A 13,748-nucleotide genomic window follows, 5' to 3' on the forward strand; every position below is an offset into this window, starting at 1 on the left:
TTATCCCGTGATGTGGGCCGTATCCGGCGCCTTGATGCCCTCGACCCGGCGCACCATCTCCCCGGCCATGGCCAGGTACGCCATCGCCCCCTTGGAGGATTTGTCGTACTGCAGCGCTGGCAGACCGTAACTGGGCGCCTCGGCCAGACGCACATTGCGGGGAATGACGGATGAATAGACGGCGTCGCCGAAATGCGCCTTGAGCTGGTCGGAAACGTCGTTGGTCAGGCTGTTGCGCGGATCGTACATGGTGCGCAGCAAGCCGCCGATCTCCAGGCGCGGATTGACCACCTTCTGAATGTGGCCGATGGTGTCCATCAGCGCCGCCAGCCCTTCCAGCGCGTAATATTCGCACTGCATCGGAATCAGCACCTGCTCGGCGGCGGCCAGGGCGTTGACCGTCAGCATGTTCAGCGCCGGCGGGCAGTCGATGAAGATGTAGTCGTATTCGTGCTTGATCTCGGCCAGGGCGTACTGCAGCCGGTGCTCTTTCATTTTCAGCGACATCAGCTCGACTTCGGCGGCGGTCAGGTCGCTGTTGGCCGGCAGCAGATCGTAGCCCGCTTCCGGGGTGTGCTGAACCGCCTCGGCGCAATGACATTGATGGGTGATGACATCGTAGACGCTGCGCTCGACTTCGTTCTTGTTGATGCCACTGCCCATGGTCGCGTTGCCCTGGGGATCCAGATCCACAACCAGCACCTTGCGCTTCATCGCCACCAGCGACGCAGGCAGGTTGATGGCCGTCGTCGTCTTGCCGACGCCGCCTTTCTGGTTGGTAATGGCGAATATATGAGTCACAACGCTATAACCCTTGAGAAGAACCAGCGGACAACTCTACCAGATGTCGAGCGCCAGCGGTGCCCGGAACCGTTAAAACCTGAACCCGGTCGACGTGAAAACCGTCCGGCAGGTCGTCGATCTCGTCCTGCGGGAATTGGCCCTTCATGGCCAGGAAGCGACCGCCGGGGGCCAGCAGGTGGGCCGATTTTGCCACCATGTCGGCCAGGGTGGCAAAGGCGCGCGAACTGATTTGCGCGTAGCTGCGACCCGGCTGCCAGAACTCCAGGCGATTGTGAACGACCTCGGCGTTGTCGACGCCGAGCTCCATCTTCACTTGGATCAGGAAACGGGTCTTCTTGCCGTTGCTGTCGAGCAGCGTCACCGACTGGCCGGGCCGGACCAGCGCCAGCACCATGCCCGGCAGACCCGGACCGGTGCCGACATCGAGCAGATCGTCTTCGCCGACATACGACAGGATCGACAGGCTGTCGAGCAGGTGGCGGCCGATCATCTCCCCGGGGTCTCGCACCGAGGTCAGGTTGTACGCCTTGTTCCACTTCACCAGTAGAGCGTGGTAGGCCAACAGGCGGTCCAGGGTGGCGTCATCCAGAGCCAGATCCTGCCGGGCTATACCGGCGGCGAGCGCCTGTCGATATGCATCGCTCATGCGCTGTGTTTCACCTCGGACGAATCACGCAGCGCCTGCTTCTTCAGGTGAATCAGCAGCATGGAGACGGCGGCGGGCGTCACCCCGGAGATGCGCGATGCCTGCGCCAGGGTTTCCGGGCGGGTCTCTTTCAGCTTCTGTTTCACCTCGTTGGACAGGCCGCCGACGGCGTCGTAGTCGAAGGTCTCGGGCAACGCCATATTCTCGTGGCGGCGCAGCGACTCGATCTCGTCCAGTTGGCGCTGTATGTAGCCTTCGTACTTGGCGCTGATCTCGACCTGCTCCTTGACCGCGAGGTCCAGCTCCGCATCTCTGGGAGAAATCGCTTCGAGGTCCGCATAACCCAGCTGCGGCCGTTTGAGCAGGTCGCGCAGATTGGCCTCTTTGGACAACGGCTGGTTCAGTTTGTCCGCCAGTTGCTCGGCCTGGGTCGACTTCGGCTGGATCCAGGTCGTGCGCATCCGTTCGGTCTCGAGCGCAATGGCTTCCTGTTTGGCGGAAAAGGCCGCCCAGCGCTCGTCGTCGACCAGGCCCAGGTTCCGCCCCTGCTCGGTCAGTCGCGCATCGGCGTTGTCCTCGCGCAGCAGCAAGCGGTATTCGGCGCGGCTGGTGAACATGCGGTACGGCTCCTGGGTACCCATGGTGATCAAATCGTCGACCAGCACACCGAGGTAGGCTTCGTCGCGACGCGGATACCACTGTTCCAGCCCCTTGGCGCGGCGGGCGGCGTTCAGGCCGGCCAACAAGCCCTGGGCGGCCGCTTCCTCGTAACCGGTGGTGCCGTTGATCTGGCCCGCGAAATAGAGGTTTTCCACAAACCGCGTTTCCAGGCTGTGCTTCAGATCGCGCGGGTCGAAATAGTCGTACTCGATGGCGTAGCCCGGACGGGTGATGTGCGCCCGCTCGAAGCCCTTGATGGTGCGGATGAACTGCAACTGCACCTCGAACGGCAGACTGGTGCTGATACCGTTCGGGTACATTTCATAGGTGGTCAGCCCTTCCGGCTCGACGAACACCTGGTGGCTGGTCTTGTCCGCGAAGCGGGTGACCTTGTCCTCGATCGACGGACAGTAGCGCGGGCCCACCCCATCGATCTCGCCGGCGTACATCGGCGACTGGTGCAGATTGTCGCGAATGATGTCGTGCGTCTGCTCGGTGGTATGCGCGATCCAGCAGGACACCTGTTCCGGATGCTCGTCAACCGAGCCCAGGTAGGACATGACCGGCAGCGGCGCATCGCCCGGTTGTTCGGAGAGCTGGCTGTAGTCCAGGCTACGGCCGTCGATGCGCGCCGGGGTGCCGGTTTTCAGCCGGCCGACGCGGAACGGCATGGCACGCAGGCGCTCCGCCAGGGCATTGCTGGGCGCGTCGCCCATGCGGCCGCCGGAATAGTTCTTCAGACCGACGTGAATCTTGCCGCCGAGGAAGGTGCCGGCGGTCAGAACCACGGTCTCGGCGTGGATGCGGATGCCGGTCTGGGTGACAACGCCGGCGACTCGGTCGCCGTTCATGATCAGGTCGTCGGCGCCCTGCTGGAACAGCTCCAGATTCGGCTGCTGCTCGACGATGGCGCGGATGGCGGAGCGGTACAGCTGGCGGTCCGCCTGGGCGCGGGTCGCGCGTACTGCCGGCCCCTTGCGGCTGTTCAACACCCGGAACTGGATGCCGGCCCGGTCGGTCGCCCGGCCCATGGCCCCGCCCAGCGCGTCGACTTCCTTGACCAGGTGACTCTTGCCGATGCCGCCGATGGCCGGGTTGCAGGACATGACCCCGACGGTGTCGGCGTTGTGCGTCAACAGCAGCGTTCTGGCCCCGGTTCGGGCGGACGCCAGGGCGGCCTCCGTACCGGCGTGGCCGCCACCGATCACTATGACATCGTAACGCTCAGGAAAATCCACAGGGCACCTCGGGTGTTCTCAGGCCCGGATCGGCGAAACCGCTCGGTTGCGGTGTTCAAAATTTCGCCAACCCGGGAAAATGGGGTCGCGATTATACGGATTTTACCGTCGGGCTGGAAGCCACCCGTCATCGCAGGCACACCGGGTATTCGTTCGGCGTTATCCGGCTGGTTCGTCGTTCGCCACGACCCGAACCGGAAAGGGTTCGCTCTGGCTGCCGGCATAGAGGGTACGATGCGGAAAGGGAATCTCGATTCCGGCTTCGTCGAAAGCCAGTTTGACCTCCTCCTGCATGGAGTTGCGCAATTCGAGGAAAGTCTCTTTTCTGGCCCAGACCGAGAACTGGATGGTCAGGGCCGAGTCTCCAAAGCCGGTAAAAATGAACAACGGCTCCGGGTCGTCCAGGCATTTCGGGTTCCGGTCGGCGACGTCTTTCAGCACCTCGCGGACCCGGGCGATGTTTTCGTGATAGGCGACGCCGATCACCAGGTCGAAGCGTCGAATCGGAAAGCGGGTCAGGTTGGTGACCTGGGACTTGATCAGATTCTCGTTCGGCATTCGCACGAAGAGGTTGTCGAAGGTGCGCAACTTGACCGACAGCAGATCGATCGACAACACCTCACCGGTCACATCCCCCACCCGGATCACGTCGCCCAACTCAAAGGGTTTCTCGCCGACCAGGAAAAGACCGCTGATCAGGTTGGACGCGGATGTCTGGGAAGCAAAACCGATGGCCACCGACAGGACGCCAGCCGCGCCCAGCAAGACGCTGAGGCTGAACCCGAGTTGGCGCAGGGCCGAGGCCAGGAAGAGACCGAGAATCACCCAATAGATCAACCGGGTCATCAGGGTGGCGTGGTGGGCGCTGATGTGTTTCGGCATGAAGCGGCGCACGTTGCGGGCGACCAGGGACGCCACCACGAAGCCGGCGGCGACAAGAGCGGCCGCGCGCACGATAAACAGCAGACCACTGTACTGACTCAGAAAATCGATGATGTCCGCCATGGTGTTTCCCCTAGTCGGTGAACAAATTGATGAAGGCTCGAACGACGTTGTTCCTCTGCGAGGGCAGGCGCGCCTCGGACAGCAGCGTCGCCCCGTCCGGCTTCCGGCCGATTTTCAGGCTCGCCAGCGAATCGGAGGCGTGGTGCTCCAGGGACACCGACTCGGTCCAGAGCGTGCCATCGTCCCGCCCGAAGACCGACAGCATGGGCAGCGGAATGCTGAGCTTTTCGATGGCCAGCAACTCAGTGGACCGATTGTGCAACAGGACGGGCGTGACGGCGCGATGCGGTCGCAACGGCACATCGTCCACGTCATTACGGGCGCTGGTGCGGGCGGCGTAGCACAACTCCCCTTCCCGGGTATTGGGGCCGAACCAGGTATCGGACAGTTGCACGGTGGGAATTTCCAGCAGGGGTTTTTCCAGGGCATCGCATTCGATGCAGACGCAGACCGGCGAACTGATGTAGAAGGTGCTCTGCTCGCCCGGCGGTATCATCACCGGCTCGTTGGTCTTGACCACCGTGGGACGATCCAGCAGACGAGGCCGCAACCGGACCGTCGAGGGCGCCTGACGAAAGACATAGCGGCCGGTGTCCAGAGTGTCCGGCGGCAACCGGTCGGTTCCGAGCTCAAGCCGATTGTTGTCGATGACGTCGGGCCGGTGCTCCCAGGCCAGTCGCCATTCATGCTGTCCGCGTTCGAGATAGATCGACAAAGGACCGATGGCGCCGTGCCAGGGCGTGTCCTCGGTCAACGGGATAGGCAGCCACCAGGGCTTGAGCTGAAGATCCGGATCGGCGGATGTGGTGGACGACATGGGCACACGGAATCCTTGAGACTGAGAGAATGCACTATAATATGAAGCACGCGGTCGCTAACAGGGGCCGGTGCATTGACCAGCCGACCGGGCACCAGGGCGGGTCGAAGAATCACTGAGAAGAGACGGGCATCATGCTGTTGAATCCCCTTCCCCGCCTCGGCGGCGGGTTGCTAGTGACACTGTTGCTGGCCGGATGCGCCGGTTACCAGAGCATGGATGCCGTTCGGGTGGACCCGGCCACGACGGGTCGGCCACAGACGGCGGCACCTGAATCCAATGCCGTGGCGCAAAAACTCTGGCGGGTTTACAACCGTTACGAAGGCACCCCCTACCGCTACGGCGGCACCTCATCGACGGGGTTCGACTGCTCAGGATTCATCCTGACCGCCTATCGCGAAGGCCTGGACCGCACCGACCTGCCCCGCACCACCGGCCAGATGCTGGCGGAAGGACACTATGTGCGGCGGGATCAACTGAAACCGGGCGATCTGGTGTTTTTCCGCATTGGCGGCAAGGAACAGCATGCCGGGATCTATCTCGGCGGTCACCGCTTCATCCATTCGGCGACATCGGTCGGGGTGACCGAATCATCGCTGGCCAACCCCTACTGGCGTAATCGCTATTCGCAGGCCCGCCGGTTCCTGTAGCGGGCGCATCCGGATCAGCGCAACGGCGGGGCGTAGAGAATGCCGCCGCGACTCCAGAGTTCGTTCAGGCCACGGTCGAAGCCAAGCTCGGAATCCTGACCCACGTTGCGTTCGAACACCTCGCCATAGTTCCCGACCTGCTTGATGATCTGGTAAGCCCAATCGGCGGACAGGCCCATGGCCCGGCCGGTATCGCCATTGACGCCGAGCATGCGCTGAATCACCGGCTTGTCCGAAGCGCGCATGTCGTCGACATTGGACTGATTCACACCGTATTCCTCGGCGTTGACCATGGCGTAAAGCGTCCACTTGACGATGTTGTACCACTGCATATCGCCCTGGCGAACCGCCGGCCCCAGTGGCTCCTTGGAGATGACTTCCGGCAGAATGCGTACACTGTCCCGATCCTTGAGCCGGGTGCGTTGCGCGTAGAGCTGAGACAGGTCGGACGACAGCACGTTGCACCGCCCGGCCTGAAAACCCTCCAGCGTTTGGTCCGACGTCGTGAACGCCACCGGCTGGTACTTCATGTTGTGCTCACGGAAATAATCCGCGAGGTTCAGTTCGCTGGTTGTGCCGGACTGAATACAGACCGCGGCGCCATTTAATTCACTGGCCGACGTCAGCCCGGAAGACCGGGTGACCATAAACCCCTGACCATCGTAAAAGGCAATGCCGGCGAAGATCATGCCCATGGTGGTGTCGCGCGAGTGCGTCCAGGTCGTATTGCGCGACAGCAGATCGACCTCGCCTGAGCTGAGGGCGTTGAAACGGTCACTCGGCGTTAACGGGGTGTAACGCACCTTGTCGGCATCGCCCAGAACCGCGGCCGCGACCGCGCGGCAGACGTCCACATCCAGCCCGCTCCAGCGGCCCTGGCTGTCGGGGTTGGAAAAACCGGGAATGCCGGTCGACACCCCGCAATCCAGATAGTCCTTGCCGCGAACGTCGCCGAGTGTGGCGCCCTGAGCCAGTCCGGCGCCGGCCATAACCAACAGGCTCGCGATGAAACGGAAAACGACTCGTTTTTGTTGTTGCCGCATGAGAACTCTCTTGCCTTCAATGATGTGTCGCAGGGGAAAAACAGCTTATCACGAACTGACCCCACCACTCAGTGTGGCTGCCCTTTATGTCAATCAGGGGGATAGCCGGCCACTGATGTCCGGCAGGTCCACGCCGAGATCCGGACTGGACACCGGACTTTGCCAGTTCAACGCCAGATCCCGCGGCCATTGACCGGTGCGCAGCGCATTGGCCAGCGACAACCCGAGATCACCGAACGACAAGGTCGCCCGCGTCGTGGCGACCCGCTTCTCGCCACCGTTCAACGACAGCGGATCCAGCGTCATCCCCGCCAGACGACCCGCGCCGCCGTCGATTCCAACCTGCATCGGACCGGCGGCCAGGCCGAAGCGATTCGGGTTGTCGATCAACAAATCCAACCGGACCGTCAGGCTGCTCAGACTGACATCCTCCACAGCCCAGTCCGCCAAACGCAACGTCGGCAGTTTGGGCACCGGCACGGTGAAGGTATGCGCCCAGTCCACCTGGCGCGGGCCGACCACCGGCACGTCCAGGGTCGGGTTCAGACGCAACTCCAGTTCCGCCTCGCCGGCCTCGTAGGCGTCTTTCGCCCGACGCAGCAGGCCTTCGGCCACCAGATCCCAATCGAACGTCAGCGTGGTCGAGCCCCGGGCCGCGATGCCGGACATGGCCGGCGTTTCCAGATCCACCCAGGGTTCACCGTCCAAAAACAGGGCGGCATCGAAGCCGCTGATCGGCAAGCGGAACGCATTGGGGTTATTCATCGTCACCGTGCTGCGACCGGTTACCCCGGTCCAGGTCAACCCGGTCAGCCGGGTATTTTGATGATCAAAACTCGGTTCCTGGTAGACATCCTGAACGCCAAAGTTGGCGCAACTGGTTAACAGCCAGGTGACGGGAAACACAAACAATAGCTGACGCGGTGACATGATGATTCCTTTGAGGGCGTGGGGACTTAAGCAACTTTGCCTGCAACCAGGCTGGTGTCAAGTCAAAGAGCTCCGGCGTTCCGCCGGCAGGTGGCTTGTTTTGTTTGGGTGCCATGAACCCGCATCGGCTAACCGGGATGCTCATCTGGGGCCGCCGTAAACCCATCCATGGGGGCTTAACTTCGGCATCCATGCCTCAGATATCCCCATATGAGCACCCCGGTCATCCGCTGCTAGCCCTTTGAAACCACCAAATACTATACCCACGATCGATTTGCTTCTGATAACCCTTGATCGGCCACTCGGTTTGCTGTTCATGGCTTGATTGAACCACCGAACACGAGCTACGGGGGGCGGGGTATGCCCTGGAGGGGACATCTGAGGCATGGATGCCGAAGTTAAGCGTACATGGATGTATTCATAGCGGTCCCCGGAAGGGCATACCCCGCCCCCCGTAGCGTATTCCTGGCACTGTCAATTACCCAGCCACCTGCCGGCGGAACGCCGGTTCCTTTGGGTAGCAGCCCCAAATCAGGTAATGGTAGTGGTGACCTTCCAGTCGGTCTGGTCGATGCTCAATTCCAGAGTATCTCCGGCGTTCAGTTCGCCGACGCCCTTGGGGGTGCCGGTCAGGACGACGTCGCCGGCCTCCAGACGGAAGTCCTGAACGATGGTGCGCAGCAGCTCCGGAATCGGCGTCAGCATCCGCTCGACATAACCCTGCTGTTGCAGTTGTCCGTTCCGGACCAGAGTGAATGCCCAGTCTTCTGGTCGCTCCGGCATCTGGTTGATCGGCAACCAGGAACCAAGCGGCAAACTGCCATCGAACGCCTTGGACCGCTCCCAGGGATGCCCCTCGGCTTTCAACTGGCTTTGCAGCGCACGATCGGTCAGGTCCAGACCCAGGCTGACCGCGGTGACCGACAGCATCGGATCTTCCGAATGGTCCGCGGATAACTGAGCACCGATCAGCAACGCCAGCTCCGTCTCGAAATGCAGGCCCGGGCGCGGCAGCGCCAGTTCGTCGCCCAGGGTGGCGAAGGCGGTTTGCGGTTTGATGAACAGCAACGGCCGCTCCGGGACGGCGTTGCCCAGTTCCTCGGCGTGTTCAGCGTAATTCCGGCCGACACAGACCGCCTTGCCGACCGGCAAATTGATGGATTCACCGGAGAACCATTGATGTTGGTACATGCCCGATCCTTGCCTGAAAGAATGAACCCTTACTGTAGCGAAGAACCGGGGAATGTAGAAACCAGGCCCGCTAGCCGGTCGCCTTGCCGATGGCGGGTGTCGCCCGGGGAGAAACCGGCTCGTCGGCGCGCGGAGCGGGCTTGCGCTTCATCAGGATCAGTGCCAGCAGTACCAGTGCGATCCCGACCCATTGTCCCCAACCGAGGTGCTCCTGGACCAGGGCGATGCCGAGCAGGACCGAGGTCACCGGGTTGAGCAGCATCAGCATCGACATCCGGTTGGCGCCGATGCGATTCAGCGAGCGGACGAAGGCCCAGTAGGCGAAGGCCGTGCCCAGGCCGGTGAGCCACAGGAAACCCGGCCAGGCGGACGGGGCTACGGGCTGAGGCGGTCCGGCCAGCAGCCAGGCGACCGGCACCAGCATCAGACCGCCGAGAAACAGCTGCCAGGCGGTCAGACCCAGGGCGTCCCGCACCGGCCAGTTACCCATCCAGAGTGAGGATTGAGCGACCAGCAGGCTGGCACCCAGGGCGGCCAAGACACCGATCAGATCGAGATCGGCCGAAGGGTTCAGCAGCAACACTACCCCGGTCAGTCCCAGCAGAGCCAGGCCCAGCGCCCGCCCGTCCGGACGTTTGCCCTGCCACAGCCACTGCAGCAGCAACAACATCAATGGCATGGTGGCGCCAAGTGTCCCGGCCACCGAACCCGGCAATCGGTAAGCGGCGGTGAACAGCAGCGGAAAGAACAGGGTGATGTTGAACAGGCCCAACAAACCGACCTTGGACCAGGGCAACGGCGGCCGCTTGGGGTGCAGTAACAACAGCAATGCACCAGCCGGCAAAGCGCGCCATACGGCGACCCAGACCGGTGATAGGCCTTCCAGGAACAGAGCCACGACGGCGTAGGTACTGCCCCAGAGCACGGGGACGGTGAGCGCAAGCAGGATCGGCATCTTCTCTCTCCAAAGTATCTTTATGTAAAGCTATATTCTTGCGAATCCCCCTTCGGATCAAGTATCTTTTCAATAAGATAATTAATGAACCGGTTAGCCAAAATGAATGACCCGCTTAGACCCGACCACGTCGCCCAGGTGCTCGAACAGTGGCAACGCCAGCGCCCGGACCTCGACTGCTCGCCCATGGGGGTAGTGGGCCGACTGGCCCGAACCGCCCGGCTGCTCGGCGATGGCATTAACGCGCGCTTCAAGGAATTCGGGCTGACCCCCACCGAATTCGACATCCTGGCGACGCTGAAACGCTCCGGCGAGCCGCTGACGCCGACCGAGCTGTATCAGACGCTGATGTTGTCGTCCGGTGCGATGAGTATTCGGTTGGAGGCCTTGGTCAAGCGGGGGCTGGTGGAACGTGTGCCAAGCGCGGAAGACCGGCGCAGCAATCGGGTGAGTTTGACCGAGGCCGGGGAAGAGCTGATCGATGAAGCCGTGACGGCGCATGTGGCGAATGAAGCGGCGTTGTTGAAACCGCTGGATGAGCAGGAGCAGGCGCAGTTGGCCGGGTTACTGCAGAAGTGGTTGTTGGCGCACGAATAAAGTAGGGCAGAAGAGCCTGAAGGGCGTTATCTGCCGTTAGTAAGGTGGCTATAGAGACATTCCTGGCCACTTGGCTTTCAGGTAGGGTAGAAGAGCCGAAGGCGTTATCTGCCGCTTATACCGTGGCTATGGGTCGATTCTTGGCCGAGTGAAACAGATCGGCAGATAACGCCCTTCGGGCTCTTCTGCCCTACCGTTGGTTCGGTGGCTATGCGTGATTTTATAGCCACCTGTCCAACGGCAGATGTCGCCTAAGGCTCTTCTGCCCTACGGTCATCAAGCAAACTCTCCGTGCTCACCCCTTAACACCACCGGCGGTCAAACCACCCACGAGGAATTTCTGGGCGATCAGGAAGACGATGGTGATTGGTACGCCAGAGAGGACGGCGGCGGCGGCGAAGTCGCCCCACAATTGGTTCTGGTCCTGAATGTATTGCTGGGCACCGACGGCCAGGGTCATCTTGTCCAGGTCGCTGATGATCACCGAGGCCAGCGGGAATTCGTTGACGAAGGTGATGAACGACAGGATGAAGACCACGGCCAGAATCGGGACCGACAGCGGCAACAGGATTTTGTAGAAAGTCTGCCACGGCGTGGCTCCGTCGATGGCGGCGGATTCCTCCATCGCCGGGTCGATGGTGTCGAAGTAACCGATCACCATGAAGATATTCAACGCCAGCCCGCCCATGTAGCCGATGATCAGCGCCGAGTGGGTGTTCAGGGCCAGGAAGTCGACGAAACCACCGAGCTTGTCGAACAGCAGATACAACGCCACCAGGAACAGGGTGTTGGGGAACATCTGCACCACCAGTAGCGTTTTCAGCAGCCCGCTTTTACCCCGGAACGGAAGTCGCCCGAAGGCGTAGGCACTGGTCGTGGACAGCAGCAGGATCAGCAGACCGCTCAGTCCCGCCACCTTGATGGTGTTCATCAGCCAGCTCAACACCGGGAAGACCGGCTTGGAGACATAGGCCTTGCCGTATTGGACGGTGGTTCGGGTTGCGCCTTCCGGTCGGTCGGGTATGGCCAGCCGGCCGCTGACCTGTCCGTCCGGCGCGACGAAGATGACGTCCTTTCCGTAGTCATCGGCCTTGGCCGCTTCGTCGAGCACGATGCGCACTGGCTCCGTGCTGGAGACGGAATCACCCACGCTGTTCAGGAAACCAATGTAGAGGTAGGAGCGCAGCGGGTAGAACTCGGGTTCGAATTCCGGCGCGGCGTCCAGTGTCCAGTTGCCGTTGGCATCGAAGGTGACGGTGCCCAGGCTGTTGTTGAACGTGGTCTGATCGACGCCGTCGATGTCTTTCTTTTGCGGGTTCATGCCGACATAGGGTTGCTCGAACGCCAGATACCAATGCTCCAGCGACGGGTTGGACGGAACAATGTCGTCCACCAGGGTATGACCGGTCCGGAAGGAGACCGACACCAGGTAGGCCAACGGGTAAACAACGAAAGCCAGGAACGCCACCAGGACGATGTGGGCGCCCAGTACTCGGGCCGTGTGATTCTTTGTCTTAACCATGATGCGCTCCTCAGCTCCGTTTGCGTCCGACTTCGACCTTGGTCACTTTCAGGTAGAGGTAGGCGATGATGCCGACCATGATGAAAATGAAGGTCGAGATGGTGGAAGCCAGGGCAAAGTCCTGACTGTCGCCCCGGAAGGCCAGTCGATAGGCGTAGTTCACCAGCAGGTCGGTCTCGCCCGCCGGTGGGTTGGATCCGATCATGATCGGCCCGCCCTTGGTCAGCAGTTCGATCAGCACGAAGTTGTTGAAGTTGAAGGCGAAGGCGGCGATCAACAGCGGCAACATCGGCTTGAGAATCAACGGCAGGGTGATCCGGAAGAAGTTGTTGAACATGCCCGACCCTTCGATGCCGGAGGCTTCGTACAGGTCCTTGGGAATGGACTGCAACATGCCCAGGCACAGAATGAACATGTAGGGATAGCCCAGCCAACAGTTGACGAACAGGATCATGCCCCGGGTCAGGTTGGGGTTGGAATTCCAGTCGGGCGAGATGCCGAACAAACTGTCGAGGATGAAGTTGATCTCGCCGAAGTTCTGGTTGAACAGGGCGCGGAAGATCATGATCGAGATAAAGCTCGGCAACGCATAGGGCAGGATCAACAGCACCTGATAGAGGGTGCGCCCCTTGATCGGTTCCCATTGCACCAGGGAGGCGAGCGTCAGGCCGAGCACGAAGCAGATGATGACGGTGAACGAGGAGAACGACATCGTCCAGGTGAAGATCTGCAGGAAGGGGTCGAACATGCCCCGGTCGGTCAGAACGCGGGTGAAGTTGTCGAAGCCGACGCCGACGGTGAATCCTGGGTTGAGCGCGGTGCCGTCCCGGGTTTCGAAATAGCCGGTCTCATAGTTGGGGCTGATGACGGTGCCGTCCTGCTGGTTGACCAGGGTGTCGCCCTCACCCGGCTCCCACAACGGGTAGCTGGGGGCGAATTGGGTCAGGCGCGATTTGAACAGGGCGGTCCCGTCCGGCAGTTCGAGCCGTACATTATCGAGCGCGCCGCGCAGTTTGATGGCGGCGGTACGCGGTGCCTCGCTCAGTTCAGGCGCGAATTCGGCCGCTTCCATTTGCAGGGTGATCTGTTCGGTGTTGATCAGCGGTACGGCGTCCTGACTGACGTAGAGCTGGTTGTCGCTGCCGGCGGTCAGGGCGATGCGGTAGTCGCTGCCTTGTTCGTACAGGGACAGGTCGTAGGAGTCGCCCCCTTCGGCTATGTAGGTCTGGTTGAGGAAGTAGGTCCGCGCCTGACTGTAATCGATCAGGTGCAGGTTGGAGTAGTTGGTGAAGCTGATGCCGAGTGTGTAGATGATCGGGAAGACGATGAACAGCATCATGCCGGCGAGGCCGGGGAAGACGTATCGCCAGACGTAGGCCCGCTCGCTGGTGAAGATGAAGGCGAAGCCGGTGGCGAATAAGAGGGTAACCAGGGCGAAAATGGGTTCGTTCTGGCTGTACATGACCAGGACGATGTAGAGGAAGAACAGGGTGATGGCCCCGACGATGCCCCGTTGCAGCCATCGTTTCAACGGGGATTGCGTGGCGGACTGCGGCACCATGGGAATGGCGTTCGGGTTGGCCATGAAGTTGCCTCGGTTGAAGATCGCCTTGAATAGCTTAGCTGGCTTTGAGGGCGTCAGGGGAGATTGGTTGAGCCCGTCTGCGGAGTGCCCGGTCTGAGTCATTTC

General features: G+C 61.5%; 13 protein-coding genes. 2 read left to right on the forward strand and 11 right to left on the reverse strand.

Annotated features, from left to right (window positions below):
• The 5 genes from IE111_RS21350 to IE111_RS21370 all read right to left on the reverse strand — a co-directional run bounded on the left by IE111_RS21350 (nucleotide 1) and on the right by IE111_RS21370 (nucleotide 5,170).
• Complete coding sequence (locus tag IE111_RS21350; RefSeq protein ID WP_189612693.1) at nucleotides 1-801, reverse strand: ParA family protein; 801 nt, start codon at nucleotides 799-801, stop codon at nucleotides 1-3.
• Nucleotides 802-805: 4 nt separating this feature from the next.
• Nucleotides 806-1,450, reverse strand: coding sequence for a 16S rRNA (guanine(527)-N(7))-methyltransferase RsmG (gene rsmG / locus IE111_RS21355; RefSeq protein ID WP_189612695.1), 645 nt, complete (start codon nucleotides 1,448-1,450; stop codon nucleotides 806-808).
• On the reverse strand, nucleotides 1,447-3,348 hold the full coding sequence (mnmG, locus tag IE111_RS21360) for a tRNA uridine-5-carboxymethylaminomethyl(34) synthesis enzyme MnmG (RefSeq protein WP_189612697.1): 1,902 nt from the start codon (nucleotides 3,346-3,348) through the stop codon (nucleotides 1,447-1,449). The genes rsmG and mnmG overlap by 4 nt, the downstream gene beginning before the upstream one ends.
• Nucleotides 3,349-3,507: 159 nt before the next feature.
• Nucleotides 3,508-4,353: a mechanosensitive ion channel family protein gene (locus IE111_RS21365; protein ID WP_189612699.1), complete on the reverse strand. Its 846-nt coding sequence runs from the start codon at nucleotides 4,351-4,353 to the stop codon at nucleotides 3,508-3,510.
• Nucleotides 4,354-4,363: 10 nt separating this feature from the next.
• The gene (locus IE111_RS21370; protein WP_189612701.1) at nucleotides 4,364-5,170 is read right to left on the reverse strand and encodes a DUF432 domain-containing protein; all 807 of its coding nucleotides are present in this window, start codon (nucleotides 5,168-5,170) and stop codon (nucleotides 4,364-4,366) included.
• 134 nt (nucleotides 5,171-5,304) lie between these two features.
• Here IE111_RS21370 and IE111_RS21375 point away from each other — a divergent pair, with 134 nt between their 5' ends.
• Nucleotides 5,305-5,820, forward strand: a complete 516-nt coding sequence (locus IE111_RS21375; protein WP_229805468.1) for a C40 family peptidase — start codon at nucleotides 5,305-5,307, stop codon at nucleotides 5,818-5,820.
• Between the two features lie 14 nt (nucleotides 5,821-5,834).
• Here IE111_RS21375 and IE111_RS21380 read toward each other — a convergent pair whose 3' ends face one another.
• The 4 genes from IE111_RS21380 to IE111_RS21395 all read right to left on the reverse strand — a co-directional run bounded on the left by IE111_RS21380 (nucleotide 5,835) and on the right by IE111_RS21395 (nucleotide 9,939).
• A complete protein-coding gene (locus tag IE111_RS21380; protein WP_189612703.1) occupies nucleotides 5,835-6,863 on the reverse strand; it encodes an amino acid ABC transporter substrate-binding protein in 1,029 nt (342 codons plus the stop codon).
• Between the two features lie 93 nt (nucleotides 6,864-6,956).
• Nucleotides 6,957-7,793, reverse strand: a complete 837-nt coding sequence (locus IE111_RS21385) for an LEA/WHy family protein (protein WP_189612705.1) — start codon at nucleotides 7,791-7,793, stop codon at nucleotides 6,957-6,959.
• Nucleotides 7,794-8,324: 531 nt separating this feature from the next.
• Nucleotides 8,325-8,984, reverse strand: coding sequence for a fumarylacetoacetate hydrolase family protein (locus IE111_RS21390; protein WP_189612707.1), 660 nt, complete (start codon nucleotides 8,982-8,984; stop codon nucleotides 8,325-8,327).
• A gap of 70 nt (nucleotides 8,985-9,054) precedes the next feature.
• Nucleotides 9,055-9,939 carry a DMT family transporter gene (locus IE111_RS21395; protein ID WP_189612709.1) on the reverse strand — a complete coding sequence of 295 codons (885 nt, stop codon included), beginning with the start codon at nucleotides 9,937-9,939 and terminating at the stop codon, nucleotides 9,055-9,057.
• Between the two features lie 102 nt (nucleotides 9,940-10,041).
• On the opposite strand from IE111_RS21395, the gene IE111_RS21400 reads away from it, so the two are divergent.
• Entirely contained in the window at nucleotides 10,042-10,536 is a 495-nt protein-coding gene (locus IE111_RS21400) for a MarR family winged helix-turn-helix transcriptional regulator (RefSeq protein WP_189612710.1), read from the forward strand.
• A gap of 295 nt (nucleotides 10,537-10,831) precedes the next feature.
• On the opposite strand, the gene malG is transcribed toward IE111_RS21400, so the two are convergent.
• Nucleotides 10,832-12,058: a maltose ABC transporter permease MalG gene (malG, locus tag IE111_RS21405; protein ID WP_229805469.1), complete on the reverse strand. Its 1,227-nt coding sequence runs from the start codon at nucleotides 12,056-12,058 to the stop codon at nucleotides 10,832-10,834.
• Nucleotides 12,059-12,068: 10 nt separating this feature from the next.
• A complete protein-coding gene (malF, locus tag IE111_RS21410; RefSeq protein ID WP_229805470.1) occupies nucleotides 12,069-13,643 on the reverse strand; it encodes a maltose ABC transporter permease MalF in 1,575 nt (524 codons plus the stop codon).
• Nucleotides 13,644-13,748 lie beyond the last annotated feature (105 nt).

This window comes from Saccharospirillum salsuginis (genome assembly GCF_014651855.1).
Lineage (GTDB): Bacteria > Pseudomonadota > Gammaproteobacteria > Pseudomonadales > Natronospirillaceae > Saccharospirillum > Saccharospirillum salsuginis.